Below are 12,970 nucleotides of genomic sequence, written 5' to 3'. Positions count from 1 at the left end.
GGGACACATCGCGTCCAGGACGGCGGGGCCTCGGACCGCCGCTCCACCGCTCCACGCACGCGTACGCGAATCGGGCCTGCCGGGACGGGGATCGGCGCCCGCTGCGAAGGCGGTGACCGAAGCCGCCCCCGCCCCGCCCCGGCCTGGTGCCGAACTCCCCCACGCCGCGGGCGTCTTCCGTCCGGCTTCGTCTCGCACGCGTGTGTGGAGGTGCCGGGCGGTGGGGCGCAGGCGTGCTTCCGCTGTCAGTGGCGGCCCGTATCCTCATTGACCATGCTCGAAGACCGTACGCTCACAGCGTCCTCCCCCACGGAGTGGCCGGCCGCGTATCCCCAGGGATACGCGGTCGTTGACGTGGAGACCACCGGCCTGGCCCGCGACGACCGGATCATCTCCGCCGCCGTCTACCGGCTGGACGCGCGCGGTGAGGTCGAGGACCACTGGTACACCCTGGTCAACCCGGAGCGCGACCCCGGCCCGGTGTGGATCCACGGCCTGACGAGCGAGGCGCTGGAGGGCGCGCCCCTCTTCCAGGACGTGGCCCAGGAGTTCGCGGACCGGCTGGACGGCCGGGTCCTGGTCGCGCACAACGCGGTGTTCGACTGGCAGATGATCGCCCGCGAATACGCGCGCGCGAAGCGCGAGGCCCCGGTGCGGCAGCGGCTGTGCACCATCGCGCTCTCCAAGGAGCTGGCCCTGCCGCTGCCCAACCACAAGCTGGAGTCGCTGGCCGCGCATTTCGGTGTCGTCCAGCGGCGGGCGCACCACGCGCTGGACGACGCGCGCGTGCTGGCGGAGGCGTTCCGGCCGAGCCTGCGGGCCGCGGCGGCGGGCGGCGTACGGCTGCCGCTGCACGAGTGCCGGCCGCTGACGGAGTGGCAGGACCGGCCCGCGCCGTGGATCGGCCGGCAGGCGAGCGGCCCCGGCGGCCCCCGGCCGACCAGTTGGCGTCCGGCCCGTAAGCGACCCGCGTGCCCCTACCCCAATCCGGGGCGGTACGAAGACGGCAAACGTCTCAAGCAGGGCATGCGGATCGCGTTCTCCGGGGACACGTCGGTCGAGCGCGAGCTGCTGGAGGACCGCGCGACCGAGGCCGGGCTGCATGTCGCCACGTCGGTCTCCCGGCTGACCAGCCTGCTCGTCACCAACGATCCGGACTCGGGCACCTCCAAGGTGGTCAAGGCCCGCCAGTTCGGCACGCCGGTGGTGGACGAGGCGGCGTTCGGCCAATTGCTGCGCGATGTCGAGCCGGCTGTGCGCCAGTGACCGTACGGACGGGTGATTGGCGGGCGACTCGCCCGGCGCCGTCTCGCCCGCGCCGTGCCGACGGCTCACCCTGTGGCGCATGGCGACATGCGAAGTTTGCGGCAACAACTACGGAATGACCTTCGAGGTGCACGCGCAGGGCGCGGTGCACGTCTTCGACTGCTTCTCCTGTGCGATCCACCGCATGGCCCCGATCTGCGAGCACTGCCGGGTGCAGATCATCGGCCAGGGCGTGGAGGTCGAGGGGCAGTGGTTCTGCGGCGCCCACTGCGCCCGCGCGGAGGGAAAGGCGGGCATCGTCGACCGGGTCTGAAGCGGCCCCCACCCGAGGACACCCCACGACCGGGAGGTACGGTCGTGGGGTGTACCGCTTCCTGTTGTCCCGGCAGTGGGTGATCATCACGCTCGTCGCCCTCCTCCTGATCCCCACGATGATCAGGCTGGGCATCTGGCAGATGCACCGCTACGACGAGCGCACCGCCCGCAATCAGCTGGTCTCCGACGCGCTCACCGCCGCCCCCGTGCCGGTGGAGAAGATGACCTCCCCGGGCCACACCGTGAGCACCGGCCAGCGGTACCGCTCCGTGACCGCCGTGGGCCACTTCGACACCGGGCGGGAGGTCGTCGTACGGCGGCGGGTCAACGGCGACGAGGAGGTCGGCTTCCACGTCCTCACCCCGTTCGTCCTGACGGACGGCAGGGTACTGCTCGTCAACCGCGGCTGGATCCCCGCCGACGCCCCCAGCCAGACCACGTTCCCCGAGGTCCCGGCGCCGCCCGCCGGGCAGGTCACCGTGACGGGGCGGCTGATGCCCGACGAGACGACGGCCGCGAGCGGTATCAAGAACCTCAAGGGGCTGCCGGACCGGCAGGTCATGCTGATCAACAGCGAACAGGAGGCGCGGCGCCTCGGCGCGCAGGTCCTCGGCGGCTACATCGCGCAGACGGCGCCCGAGCCCGAGAGGGGCACCCCGGAGCTGATCGGCAGGCCGGGCCACGAGGACGCCGCGCTCAACTACGCCTACGCGATCCAGTGGTGGCTGTTCTCCGCGGGTGTACCGATCGGCTGGGTGGTCCTGGTCCGGCGGGAGCTGCGCGACCGCCGGGAGGCCGCCGCCTCGCAGGGGACGGCACAGGCGCAGCCGGCGGCCGTCTGAGCGCCTCGGGCGCGTCTCCGGGGCCGGTGCGCCCCGGTTCCGCCCGGCCGCGCGGTGGGACCGTGGCCGGGCGGATCCCTCCACGCAGATACCCCGGGGGGTAGGGGGTGCCACCGAAAATGTGAGCCGCCCGGGACCCCGGTCACCCGCGCGGCCCCCGCCCGGGTTGCCCTGCCCCCTCGCCGGGAACCCGCACCCCGTGCACCCCCGTATCGAGGACTACGCCGTCATCGGCGACGAACAGACCGCGGCCCTGGTCGGCATGGACGGCTCGGTCGACTGGTTGTGCCTGCCCCGCTTCGACTCCGGGGCCTGCTTCGCCCGGCTCCTGGGCGACGAGGAGAACGGCCACTGGCGCATCGCGCCCAAGGGCGCCGACGGGAAGTACTGCACCCGCCGCGCCTACCGCCCCGACACGCTCGTGCTGGACACCGAGTGGGAGACGGACGAGGGCGCGATCCGTGTCACCGACCTGATGCCGCAGCGCGACAGAGCCCCCGACGTCGTACGCATCGTCGAGGGACTGCGCGGGCGTGTCACCGTCCACAGCGCTCTGCGGCTGCGCTTCGACTACGGCTGGGTCGTCCCGTGGATGCGCCGGGTCGACGGCCACCGGGTGGCGGTCGCCGGGCCGGACGCGGTGTGGTTCCGCAGCGAGCCGGAGGTGCGCACGTGGGGCGAGGACTTCGGCACCCACTCGGAGTTCACCGTCGCCGCGGGCGAGACGGTCGCTTTCGTGCTGACGTGGCATCCCTCGCACCACGCCCGCCCGCCGCTCGTCGATCCGTACGAGGCGCTGCGGGTGAGCGTCGCGGACTGGCAGGCGTGGGCGGGGCGCTGCCGCTACGACGGGCCCCACCGGGACGCCGTGGTCCGCTCCCTCATCACCCTGAAGGCCCTCACCTACGTGCCCACGGGCGGTATCGCCGCCGCGCTCACCACGTCCCTGCCCGAGGAGATGGGCGGGATCCGCAACTGGGACTACCGCTACTGCTGGCTGCGCGACTCCACCCTCACCCTCGGCGCCCTGCTGGCGGCCGGATACGAGGAGGAGGCCGAGGCCTGGCGGGACTGGCTGCTGCGTGCCGTCGCGGGCGACCCGGCGGACCTCCAGATCATGTACGGGCTGGCGGGTGAGCGCCGACTGCCCGAGTGCGAGCTGCCGTGGCTGTCCGGCTACGGCGGCTCCCGCCCCGTACGCATCGGCAACGGTGCCGTGAGCCAGCTTCAGCTGGACGTCTACGGCGAGGTGATGGACTCGCTGTCACTGGCCCGCCTCTCGGGGATGTCGCCCAAGCCGCACATGTGGTCGCTCCAGTGCGCGTTGATGAACTGGCTGTGCGAGAACTGGCGGCAGCCCGACGAGGGGCTGTGGGAGGTGCGCGGCGGCCGCCGTCAGTTCGTGCACTCGAAGGTGATGGTGTGGGTGGCCGCCGACCGCGCCGTCCGCGCGGTGGAGCGGTACCCACGGCTCAACGGCGACGTGGACGCATGGCGTGCGCTGCGCGACGAGGTGCACCGCGAGGTCTGCGAGAAGGGTTACGACCCCGAACGCAACACCTTCACGCAGTTCTACGGCTCGCAAGACCTGGACGCCTCCCTGCTCCTCATCCCGCGCGTCGGCTTCCTGCCGCCCGACGACCCGCGGGTGATCGGCACCGTCGACGCCGTCCGCGAGGAACTCGGGCACAACGGCCTGCTGCGCCGCTACAGCACCGCCGGGCAGGCCGTGGACGGCCTGCCCGGCGACGAGGGCGTCTTCCTGGCGTGCTCCTTCTGGCTCGCGGACGCCCTCCACATGACGGGCCGGACCCAGGAGGCGCGGGAGTTGTTCGACCGCCTGGTGGCCCTGGCCAACGACGTGGGGCTGCTGGCGGAGGAGTACGACCCGAAGGCCTGCCGCCACCTGGGGAACTACCCGCAGGCGTTCAGTCATATCGGCCTCGTCAACACCGCCCTCACGCTGTACGGCGGCGAGCAGGCAGGATAGGGGCCATGGATCTTGGACTGAAGGACCGGGTGTACGTCGTCACCGGGGCCACCCGCGGCCTCGGCAACGCCGCCGCGCGCGAGCTGGTCGCGGACGGCGCGAAGGTGGTCGTCACGGGGCGGGACGAGGAGCGCGCCGCCGAGGCGGCGAGGGCGCTGGGGCCGGACGCGGTCGGCCTCGCCGTCGACAACGCCGACCCCGAGGCGCCCGCACGGCTGATCGGGGCCGCGCGGGAGTCCTTCGGCCGCTTCGACGGTGTACTGGTGAGCGTGGGCGGGCCGCCGCCCGGGTTCGCCGCCGACACCACCGACGAACAGTGGCGGACAGCGTTCGAGTCGGTGTTCCTCGGCGCCGTGCGGCTGGCGCGCGCGGCCGCCGCCGAACTGGAGGCCGGGGGTGTCGTCGGGTTCGTGCTGTCCGGATCGGTGCACGAGCCGGTTCCGGGGCTGACGATCTCCAACGGGCTGCGGCCGGGACTGGCCGGGTTCGCCAAGTCGCTCGCCGACGAGCTGGGGCCGCGTGGGATCCGGGTCGTGGGGCTGCTGCCCGCGCGGATCGACACGGACCGCGTACGCGAGCTGGACGCACTGTCGGCGGATCCGAAGGCGACCCGGACCGCGAACGAGTCCCGTATCCCGCTGCGGCGGTACGGGACTCCGGAGGAGTTCGGCCGGGTGGCGGCCTTTCTGCTGTCGCCGGCCGCGTCCTATCTGACCGGCATCATGGTTCCCGTGGACGGCGGGATGCGACACGGGTTCTGAGGGGTCGCCGAACCCGGCCGCGCGCCGGCGGCGCGAGCCCCACCTCGCCCCTGCGGCAGCGCGCCGGCCCCACCTCAGCCCGACGGCAGCCCACTGGCCCCTCAGCCCGACAGCCCCGCCTGGGGCCGGCGTCAACTCACCCGTTCCGCCTTGTGCTTGGCCGTCCTCAGGCGGACCTCCGCCGGGAGCGAGGTCAGCGCCGCCGAGTCCCGCACGTGGGCCAGGGACTCGTTCGTCACATGGTCCAGGGCCACGGCCGGGTCCACGTGCGGTTCCAGCCGGAGCCGTACGTGGGCCTCGGGGGCGTCCCGGCGGCCCGTGAGGTGGGCGTGGCTGTCGGACACGCCGTCCAGGCGGGCCGCGTCGCCGGCCAGGACGCCCTCCAGGGCCCGGCCGCGCAGCACCGCGCCCGCGCCGTCGCCGGTGTCGACGAGGACCTCGCCGAGGCGGCGTCGGCGCAGGACGGCGACCAGCCACCACAGCGCGAGCAGGACGAGCACCGTCAGTACGGCGAGGACGGTCGGCCACCACCAGTCCTCCCGCCGCCAGCGGGTGCGCTCGGCGGTGCTGAGCAGGACGTCGTGCCTGCCGTCGTGGATCCACCAGGAGGGCGGGTTCGCGCCCAGACCGACGGCGAGGACGGCACCGCCGACGGCCAGCAGGACGAGGCCGACGAGTCCCAGGCCCACGCGGTTGACGGTCCTCAGCATCGTTCTCATCCCTTCCGTCCGGGCCGGCGCACGTGCACGGACAGCCTGGGTGGCCGGACGAGCCCCAGCCCGCGGACGGCGTCGCCGAGCACCTCGTCCAGGTCGGCGCGCACCTCGTCCAGGTCGCGGAAGTGGGCGACCGCCCGCACATCGGCCCGGCGGCGCCCGGCGCGGACGTGCGCCGACTGCACACCGGCGACCTCCATGGCCCGGTCGCGCAGCACCAGCCCGGCGGCACCCCGGTGAAGCCCGGCTCGGACATCGGGGTGGGGGCGCCGCATGGGCAGGACATCACGCAGTCCGGGCGTGACGGCGAGGAGGACCAGCCACAGGCCGAGGGCCGCGGCGACGCCCGCGCCGACCAGGACCCAGGTGTCGTCCAGGGGCCGGTCGGCGAGCTGTCGCGCCAGCTCCCGGCGCACGTGCAGGGCGGGTCGGTCGGCACGTACGGCGGCGACGTCGTAGAGGAGCACGCCCGCGAGGGCGGCGAGGAGCAGCGCGACGACGGCCGCCGGGACGCGGCGGGCCGACCAGAAGCGTCCGCTGCTCGGCGCGGGGGCGGGTTCGGGCTCGGGTACGTCGCCGTCGGTCTTCTCGAGGACCGGCAGTCGTCGTGTGGTGCCCTCGGAGCCCAGGGGCTCGCTCATGGCGTCCTCCCGTGTGCCAGGCCGTGTTCCGCCGCCAGGTGCAGGCGTTCGACCTGGACGGCGACTTCCCGCACCTCCATTCCCACCAGTGCGCCCACCCGCTCGGTGACATGACGACGCACCGCCTGGCAGCGCGGACCGATGTCGGTCGGATAGCCGAGTTCGAGGTGGACGCGGATGTGAGCGGCGTCGTGATGGACGACCACGCCGGCGTGCGGACGGGCGGCGCCGGGCGGCAGCGGCCCCACCGCCTCGCGCGCGGCCTGCGCGGCGACCTTGGCCACGACCCGGTCGGTGATCCGGGTGGCGCCCCGTTCTCCCGGCGGAACCACCGCACGGGTGCCGGGCGCCCCGGTCCCCTGTCCCACGGACGTCACCGGCGCCGGCCGTCGCGCGCGCGGAAGAAGTCGCCGAGTTCCAGGTCCCCTTCCAGGAACCGGCCCACGACGAACCCGACGGCGCCCAGCGCCGCCACCAGCAGGAAGGCCCCGAACCCGCCGAAGTATCCGGCGAAGCCCAGTGCCATGCCGGCGATCATGCCCACCACGGCCAGATTCACGGTGCACTCCCCTCAGCGGCCCGGTCGCCCGGTGGCCGGTGTGTCACTGGAGCCGGGACTCCGGCTCCTCGTCCTCTTCCTCGGGAAGCTTGACGTCGCTGACCGCGATGTTGACCTCGACCACCTCTAGGCCGGTCATCCGCTCGACGGCCGCGATGACGTTCTCGCGCACGTCCCCGGAGACCTCGGTGATGGACACGCCGTAGTCGACCACGATCTCCAGGTCGAGCGCCGTCTGCACCTCACCGACCTCGGCCTTGACGCCTCGGGTGACGGACTTCGTGCCACCGGGCACCCGGTCGCGCACCGCTCCGAAGGTGCGGCTCATCCCGCTGCCCATGGCGTGCACGCCGACCACGTCACGGGCCGCCAATCCGGCGATCTTCTCCACGACGCCGTCGGCGATGGTGGTGCGTCCGCGGGACGCCGGGTCTCCGCCGCCGCGCCGCGCCGCCTTTCGGGTCGACACCGTCTCGCTGCCGCCGTCCGGGAGGTGCGTCCTGCTCTGTTCCGTCGTCTCGCTCATCACCGTACGTCCTTTTCGGTCGTCGTCCTTCTGCCACCGTAAGCGCGGTTCACCGTCTTCGCCCCAGGGATACGGCAGGCTGGGGGAATGACGGCGGACAGATGGACGCACACGGTGCGCGAACAGCTCTCGATGGGCCGGTTGCTCCCCCTGGGCGGGCCGCGGGACGGCGCGTGGATCGCGGAGGACGCGGCGGAGGCGGTGCTGCGCGGGGTGGCACGGGAGCTGCCCGGCGTGCGCCTGGGCCTGTTGCGGATCGCGGTCGCGGACCCCGAGATGACGTACGAGCCGGTGGTCCCGGCGCCACCGAGCGCGCTGCCGCCGGGGCCGTTGCGGGTGACGGCGGACTTCGCGGCGACGGCCTCCGAACCCCTGCCCACGACCGCGTCCCGGCTGCGTACGGCGCTGGCGGTGGCGGCCACGGAGCGGCTCGGGCTGGTGGTGGCCGAGGTGGATCTGCGGGTGACGGGCCTGCTCGACGAGGAGGAAGAGCGGCCGGAGCCCGTGCCGGAGGCGGAGCGGCCGCCCCGGTCGGCCGCGGTGGCGCGGGAGGGCGCCGAGGCGCGCGTCGCCGAGGCCGTCGCCTCGGTGCCGGGGGTGTCCGCGCTGACGGACGTGCTCGGGCGGGCGGTGCGCCTGGAGGAGCGGCGGGACGGGACGGCCGTCCTGCCGCGCCTCCACGCGCGCGTGGAGATCGCCGTGCGGGTGGACCACCGGGCGTTGGACGTGGCCCGGGAGGTCCGCGCGGCGGTGTCGGACGCGCTGCCGGATCAGCCGACGGTGGCGGTGCTGGTGACGTGGGCGGGCTGAACGCCCACCCCGCCCACCTGGCCCGCCGCGCTCACTCTCCGAGGCCGGCCAGGTCCCGCAGGCGGCGGGCCTGGGAGGCGCGCTCGGCCGCCCGCTGCTCGTCGTACGTCCGGTCGCCGGCGCCGCGCAGCAGCGTCTTCGTCTCGACGACGGCGTCGCGCGGCGCGGCCAGGATCGCCGCGGCCAGTTCCCGGACCGTCGCGTCCAGCTCGGCGGCCGGCACGGAGACGTTGGCGAGGCCGGTGGCGACCGCTTCCTGGGCGTGTACGAAGCGGCCGGTCAGGCAGATCTCGACGGCACGGCCGTACCCCACGAGGGAGACGAGGGGGTGTGTGCCGGTGAGGTCCGGTACCAGGCCGAGTCCGGTCTCGCGCATGGCGAACTGCACGTCGTCGGCGACGACGCGCAGATCACAGGCGAGGGCCAGTTGGAAGCCCGCGCCGATGGCGTGGCCCTGAACGGCGGCGATCGACACGAGGTCGTTGCGCCGCCACCAGGTGAAGCCCTCCTGGAACTCGGCGATGGCAGCGTCGAGTTCGGCGTCGCCACTGCGTGCGAGATCGACGAAGGACGGCTCCCCCTCGATCCCCTCGGGCGTGAACATCTGCCGGTCGAGACCGGCGGAGAAGGACTTGCCCTCGCCGCGCAGCACGACCACGCGGACGGAGCCCGGCAGGTTCCGGCCCGCTTCGGCCAGCGCGCGCCACATCGCAGGGCTCTGCGCGTTGCGCTTGGCCGGATGGGTCAGCGTCACCGTGGCGAGTGCGTCGTCGACGGTGAGCCGTACGCCGTCCTTGTCGAGCAGGGGAACGAGTTCCTGGTCGGGCGTGGCCATGGGGCGCCTCCGGTGGGTGCGGTCAGCTAGCGGTCAGCTAAGTGACTGCACAGTAACCACCCGGCCGATCGGAAGACCGACCGGGTGGCCACCATCGAAGCCGATGGGCCGCCCGGATCAGGACGAGGCGGCCTTCTTGCCGCGCGTCGCTCCGCCACGCCCACGAAGCGTGACGCCCGACTCGCTGAGCATCCGGTGCACGAAGCCATACGAGCGGCCGGTCTCCTCGGCCAGTGCCCGGATGCTCGCACCGGAGTCGTACTTCTTCTTCAGGTCTGCCGCGAGCTTGTCGCGCGCGGCGCCGGTCACCCGGCTGCCCTTCTTCAGAGTCTCGGCCACCCGTGCCTCCTCATGGGAAGTGCGCTCTGGTCCCCTCATGATCACCCCTCCGGGGCCCGATGGCCACCCATTCGGCAAGGTCCGTGCGACAGGGTTTTGACGACAGGAGCGCGTACCCACGAACGGAACCTGTCATTCCAGTGGCGGATGTTCGTACGCCCGAACGGGTCCTTCCGCGAAGTGCCAGGTCAGGGACGCACGACGGCCGACCCCCTGGTGTCAAAGGGGTCGGCCGCGAAATCGGTGTAGGACACACCTCGGTACGAGGCCATCTCACACAGATGAGGGATCACCGGTGGGCCGAATGATCCATACGCCGTGGATCACGCATTCGATCAAGCCAGGGCGACGAGGTCCGCGTAGTCGGAGCCCCACAGGTCCTCGACGCCGTCGGGCAGCAGGATGATCCGCTCGGGCTGGAGCGCCTGCACGGCGCCCTCGTCGTGGGTGACGAGGACGACCGCGCCCTTGTAGGTGCGCAGCGCGCCCAGGATCTCCTCGCGGCTGGCCGGGTCGAGGTTGTTGGTGGGCTCGTCGAGCAGCAGCACGTTGGCCGAGGAGACCACGAGCGTGGCCAGGGCCAGCCGGGTCTTCTCACCGCCGGACAGGACGCCGGCCGGCTTGTCGACGTCGTCGCCGGAGAACAGGAACGACCCGAGCACCTTGCGGACCTCCACGAGGTCCAGGTCGGGGGCGGCGGAGCGCATGTTCTCCAGGACCGAGCGCTCGGGATCGAGGGTCTCGTGCTCCTGCGCGTAGTAGCCGAGCTTGAGTCCGTGGCCGGGGCGCACCTCGCCGGTGTCGGGGGTCTCCACGCCGCCGAGCAGGCGGAGCAGGGTGGTCTTGCCGGCGCCGTTGAGGCCGAGGATGACGACGCGGGAGCCCTTGTCGATGGCCAGGTCGACGTCCGTGAAGATCTCCAGCGAGCCGTACGACTTCGACAGGCCCTCCGCCATCAGCGGGGTCTTGCCGCAGGGCGCGGGCTCCGGGAAGCGCAGCTTGGCGACCTTGTCGGAGGCCCGCACCGCCTCGAGCCCGGCGAGCAGCCGGTCGGCCCGCTTGGCCATGTTCTGCGCGGCGACCGTCTTGGTGGCCTTGGCGCGCATCTTGTCGGCCTGCGTGTGCAGTGCGGCGGCCTTCTTCTCGGCGTTCTGCCGCTCGCGCTTGCGACGCTTCTCGTCGGCCTCGCGCTGTTGCTGGTAGAGCTTCCAGCCCATGTTGTACACGTCGATCTGGGAGCGGTTGGCGTCCAGGTAGAACACCTTGTTGACCACCGTCTCGACCAGGTCGACGTCGTGGGAGATGACGATGAAACCGCCGCGGTAGGTCTTGAGGTAGTCCCGCAGCCAGACGATCGAGTCGGCGTCCAGGTGGTTCGTCGGCTCGTCGAGGAGCAGGGTGTCCGCGTCGGAGAACAGGATCCGGGCCAGCTCGACACGGCGTCGCTGACCGCCGGACAGGGTGTGCAGGGGCTGGCCGAGCACGCGGTCGGGCAGGTTCAGCGCTGCGGCGATGGTGGCGGCCTCGGCCTCGGCGGCGTACCCGCCCTTGGTGAGGAACTCCGTCTCGTGGCGCTCGTACTGCCTCATGGCCTTCTCGCGGGTGGCGCCCTGGCCGTTGGCGATGCGCTGCTCGTTGTCGCGCATCTTGCGGATGAGTACGTCGAGACCGCGGGCGGAGAGGATGCGGTCGCGGGCGAGGACGTCGAGGTCTCCGGTGCGGGGGTCCTGCGGGAGGTAGCCGACCTCGCCGGAACGGGTGACCTGGCCCGCGGCGGGGATGCCCTCACCGGCGAGGACCTTGGTCAGCGTGGTCTTGCCGGCGCCGTTGCGCCCGACCAGGCCGATGCGGTCGCCCTTGGCGATACGGAAGGAGGCGTTCTCGATGAGGATGCGGGCACCGGCGCGCAGCTCGATGCCGGAGGCGGAGATCACGGACAGACTCCAGAGCGGGTGGGGGCGGGATGGACGGCTGAGGACGTTCCCGCCGTCTAATGCGCGAGGAGAATGGCCATGCCGCCATTCTAACGGGGGCGTGCAAGCACTTTTTCTGGCGAGCCCGTCGATCTCCGCGCGAGGCGCTGCGCGCGGGCCGCCGACGGGCGTGACCGGACCACACACGGCCCGCCTCGGGCCCGGCGGCGTGGGCGCCGGGCCGGGCGTCCCCACGGGGCCGGTCCCCGCGGGCCGAGGGGGGTGTGCGGTTCCGCGGGCGTAGCGGGCGGACGAGGTTCCGCGGCAGGTGGGTTCCGCTGGTGGGTGGGCAAGTGGGGGTCGGCCCACCATGCGTACGGGGCGTCGCTGCGGGAAGGTGCGCGGTGTCCGGTTCTGCGGGCGCGGGGCGGTCGGCCGGCTCGCGGGCGTGGGGCGGGTGGCGGGTGAGGATGGCGGCCAGGGGGCCGCCGTAGACGGAGGTGGTGGCCCCGTGCAGTTCGACGATGACGCCCGGCTGGACACGTCCGAGGTGCGGGATGTGCGCGGCAGCCGGATTCCGGGCGGGCGCGCCACCGTGGGCGGTGGGATCGGCGGACTGATCGCGCTGCTGCTGGCGCTGTTCCTCGGGGTCGGGCCGGACCAGCTCGGGCTCTCCTCGGGCGGCGACGAGCCCGCGGCGACCGCGTCGGGGCTCGCGCAGGTGCAGCGGAGCTGCCGTACCGGGCGGGACGCGAACACGCGGGACGACTGCCGGGCGGTGGCGGTGGTCAACAGCGTGCAGGACTTCTGGGACGAGGAGTTGCAGCGGCGGCACGGGACCTACACGCGCTCTTCCACGGTGTTCTTCAGCCAGCGTGTGGGAACGGCGTGCGGGACGGCGACCTCGGCGGTCGGGCCGTTCTACTGTCCGGGCGACCGGACCGTCTACCTGGACCTGGGTTTCTTCGACGAGCTGCGGTCGGATTTCGGCGCCACCGGCGGGCCCTTCGCGCAGGCGTACGTCATGGCGCACGAGTACGGGCACCACGTGCAGGACCTCATGGGCACGCTGAGCCGCTCCCAGGACGGGCGGACCGGCGCGGACAGCGCCTCGGTGAGCGTGGAACTCCAGGCGGACTGCTACGCGGGCGTGTGGGCCCACCACGCGACCACGACACCGGACGAGTCGACCGGGCGGCCGCTGATCACCAGCCTCACCGCCGCGGACATCGCCGACGGACTGGACGCGGCGGCGGCCGTGGGCGACGACCGGATCCAGGAGCGCTACCAGGGGCGGGTGACGCCGGACACGTGGACGCACGGGTCGGCGGCGCAGCGGCAGCAGTGGTTCGACGTGGGGTACCGGAGCGGGGACATGACGCGGTGCGACACCTTCCGCTGACGGGCGCGGGATCCGCTCCGGAGGCATGGTCGGCGGTCGCTGCCAGACTGGGCCG

15 protein-coding genes are annotated in these 12,970 nt (G+C 73.0%); 7 read left to right on the top strand and 8 right to left on the bottom strand.

Annotated elements, in window-relative coordinates:
• The first annotated feature begins 273 nt into the window (after positions 1–273).
• From ACZ5Y0_RS26890 to ACZ5Y0_RS26870, 5 genes are all read left to right on the top strand, one after another.
• Entirely contained in the window at positions 274–1,266 is a 993-nt protein-coding gene (locus tag ACZ5Y0_RS26890; RefSeq protein ID WP_469131256.1) for a DEDDh family exonuclease, read from the top strand.
• 79 nt (positions 1,267–1,345) lie between these two features.
• The gene (locus ACZ5Y0_RS26885; protein ID WP_073496546.1) at positions 1,346–1,579 is read left to right on the top strand and encodes a hypothetical protein; all 234 of its coding nucleotides are present in this window, start codon (positions 1,346–1,348) and stop codon (positions 1,577–1,579) included.
• 49 nt (positions 1,580–1,628) lie between these two features.
• Entirely contained in the window at positions 1,629–2,423 is a 795-nt protein-coding gene (locus tag ACZ5Y0_RS26880; RefSeq protein WP_469131255.1) for an SURF1 family cytochrome oxidase biogenesis protein, read from the top strand.
• 199 nt (positions 2,424–2,622) lie between these two features.
• Positions 2,623–4,413 (top strand): glycoside hydrolase family 15 protein, encoded by a 1,791-nt coding sequence (locus tag ACZ5Y0_RS26875; RefSeq protein ID WP_469131254.1) that lies wholly within the window; start codon positions 2,623–2,625, stop codon positions 4,411–4,413.
• Positions 4,414–4,418: 5 nt separating this feature from the next.
• Positions 4,419–5,174: an SDR family oxidoreductase gene (locus tag ACZ5Y0_RS26870; RefSeq protein WP_469131253.1), complete on the top strand. Its 756-nt coding sequence runs from the start codon at positions 4,419–4,421 to the stop codon at positions 5,172–5,174.
• A gap of 131 nt (positions 5,175–5,305) precedes the next feature.
• Here the strand turns inward: ACZ5Y0_RS26870 and amaP are convergent, their stop codons facing one another.
• From amaP to ACZ5Y0_RS26845, 5 genes are read right to left on the bottom strand one after another with little or no spacing between them, the layout of a single operon-like run.
• On the bottom strand, positions 5,306–5,893 hold the full coding sequence (gene amaP, locus ACZ5Y0_RS26865; RefSeq protein ID WP_469131252.1) for an alkaline shock response membrane anchor protein AmaP: 588 nt from the start codon (positions 5,891–5,893) through the stop codon (positions 5,306–5,308).
• Entirely contained in the window at positions 5,890–6,531 is a 642-nt protein-coding gene (locus tag ACZ5Y0_RS26860; RefSeq protein ID WP_469131251.1) for a DUF6286 domain-containing protein, read from the bottom strand. Before ACZ5Y0_RS26860 ends, amaP begins: the two co-directional genes overlap by 4 nt.
• Positions 6,528–6,908 carry an Asp23/Gls24 family envelope stress response protein gene (locus ACZ5Y0_RS26855; protein WP_469131250.1) on the bottom strand — a complete coding sequence of 127 codons (381 nt, stop codon included), beginning with the start codon at positions 6,906–6,908 and terminating at the stop codon, positions 6,528–6,530. Before ACZ5Y0_RS26855 ends, ACZ5Y0_RS26860 begins: the two co-directional genes overlap by 4 nt.
• Positions 6,905–7,090: a hypothetical protein gene (locus ACZ5Y0_RS26850; protein ID WP_469131249.1), complete on the bottom strand. Its 186-nt coding sequence runs from the start codon at positions 7,088–7,090 to the stop codon at positions 6,905–6,907. The genes ACZ5Y0_RS26855 and ACZ5Y0_RS26850 overlap by 4 nt, the downstream gene beginning before the upstream one ends.
• Positions 7,091–7,133: 43 nt before the next feature.
• Entirely contained in the window at positions 7,134–7,616 is a 483-nt protein-coding gene (locus ACZ5Y0_RS26845) for an Asp23/Gls24 family envelope stress response protein (RefSeq protein ID WP_469131248.1), read from the bottom strand.
• Between the two features lie 87 nt (positions 7,617–7,703).
• Between ACZ5Y0_RS26845 and ACZ5Y0_RS26840 the strand changes: the two genes are divergently transcribed.
• On the top strand, positions 7,704–8,426 hold the full coding sequence (locus ACZ5Y0_RS26840; RefSeq protein WP_469131247.1) for a nucleopolyhedrovirus P10 family protein: 723 nt from the start codon (positions 7,704–7,706) through the stop codon (positions 8,424–8,426).
• A gap of 31 nt (positions 8,427–8,457) precedes the next feature.
• On the opposite strand, the gene ACZ5Y0_RS26835 is transcribed toward ACZ5Y0_RS26840, so the two are convergent.
• The 3 genes from ACZ5Y0_RS26835 to ACZ5Y0_RS26825 all read right to left on the bottom strand — a co-directional run bounded on the left by ACZ5Y0_RS26835 (position 8,458) and on the right by ACZ5Y0_RS26825 (position 11,534).
• Positions 8,458–9,261, bottom strand: a complete 804-nt coding sequence (locus ACZ5Y0_RS26835) for an enoyl-CoA hydratase/isomerase family protein (protein ID WP_469131246.1) — start codon at positions 9,259–9,261, stop codon at positions 8,458–8,460.
• 117 nt (positions 9,262–9,378) lie between these two features.
• Positions 9,379–9,600 carry a helix-turn-helix domain-containing protein gene (locus ACZ5Y0_RS26830; protein ID WP_004002281.1) on the bottom strand — a complete coding sequence of 74 codons (222 nt, stop codon included), beginning with the start codon at positions 9,598–9,600 and terminating at the stop codon, positions 9,379–9,381.
• 335 nt (positions 9,601–9,935) lie between these two features.
• A complete protein-coding gene (locus tag ACZ5Y0_RS26825; protein ID WP_469131245.1) occupies positions 9,936–11,534 on the bottom strand; it encodes an ABC-F family ATP-binding cassette domain-containing protein in 1,599 nt (532 codons plus the stop codon).
• 490 nt (positions 11,535–12,024) lie between these two features.
• Here ACZ5Y0_RS26825 and ypfJ point away from each other — a divergent pair, with 490 nt between their 5' ends.
• Positions 12,025–12,915: a KPN_02809 family neutral zinc metallopeptidase gene (ypfJ, locus tag ACZ5Y0_RS26820; protein WP_469131244.1), complete on the top strand. Its 891-nt coding sequence runs from the start codon at positions 12,025–12,027 to the stop codon at positions 12,913–12,915.
• Positions 12,916–12,970 lie beyond the last annotated feature (55 nt).

The sequence above is a fragment of the Streptomyces sp. NPDC033216 genome, assembly GCF_055577115.1.
Note: the sequence above shows the minus strand (reverse complement) of the source record. Positions and strands in the feature narration are given on the sequence as shown.

Coding starts and splice junctions, on each gene's coding strand:
- ACZ5Y0_RS26890 (WP_469131256.1), top strand. CDS start 274: ATGCTCGAAGACCGTACGCTCACAGCGTCCTCCCCCACGGAGTGGCCG.
- ACZ5Y0_RS26885 (WP_073496546.1), top strand. CDS start 1,346: ATGGCGACATGCGAAGTTTGCGGCAACAACTACGGAATGACCTTCGAG.
- ACZ5Y0_RS26870 (WP_469131253.1), top strand. CDS start 4,419: ATGGATCTTGGACTGAAGGACCGGGTGTACGTCGTCACCGGGGCCACC.
- amaP (WP_469131252.1), bottom strand. CDS start 5,893: ATGAGAACGATGCTGAGGACCGTCAACCGCGTGGGCCTGGGACTCGTC.
- ACZ5Y0_RS26860 (WP_469131251.1), bottom strand. CDS start 6,531: ATGAGCGAGCCCCTGGGCTCCGAGGGCACCACACGACGACTGCCGGTC.
- ACZ5Y0_RS26845 (WP_469131248.1), bottom strand. CDS start 7,616: ATGAGCGAGACGACGGAACAGAGCAGGACGCACCTCCCGGACGGCGGC.
- ACZ5Y0_RS26840 (WP_469131247.1), top strand. CDS start 7,704: ATGACGGCGGACAGATGGACGCACACGGTGCGCGAACAGCTCTCGATG.
- ACZ5Y0_RS26835 (WP_469131246.1), bottom strand. CDS start 9,261: ATGGCCACGCCCGACCAGGAACTCGTTCCCCTGCTCGACAAGGACGGC.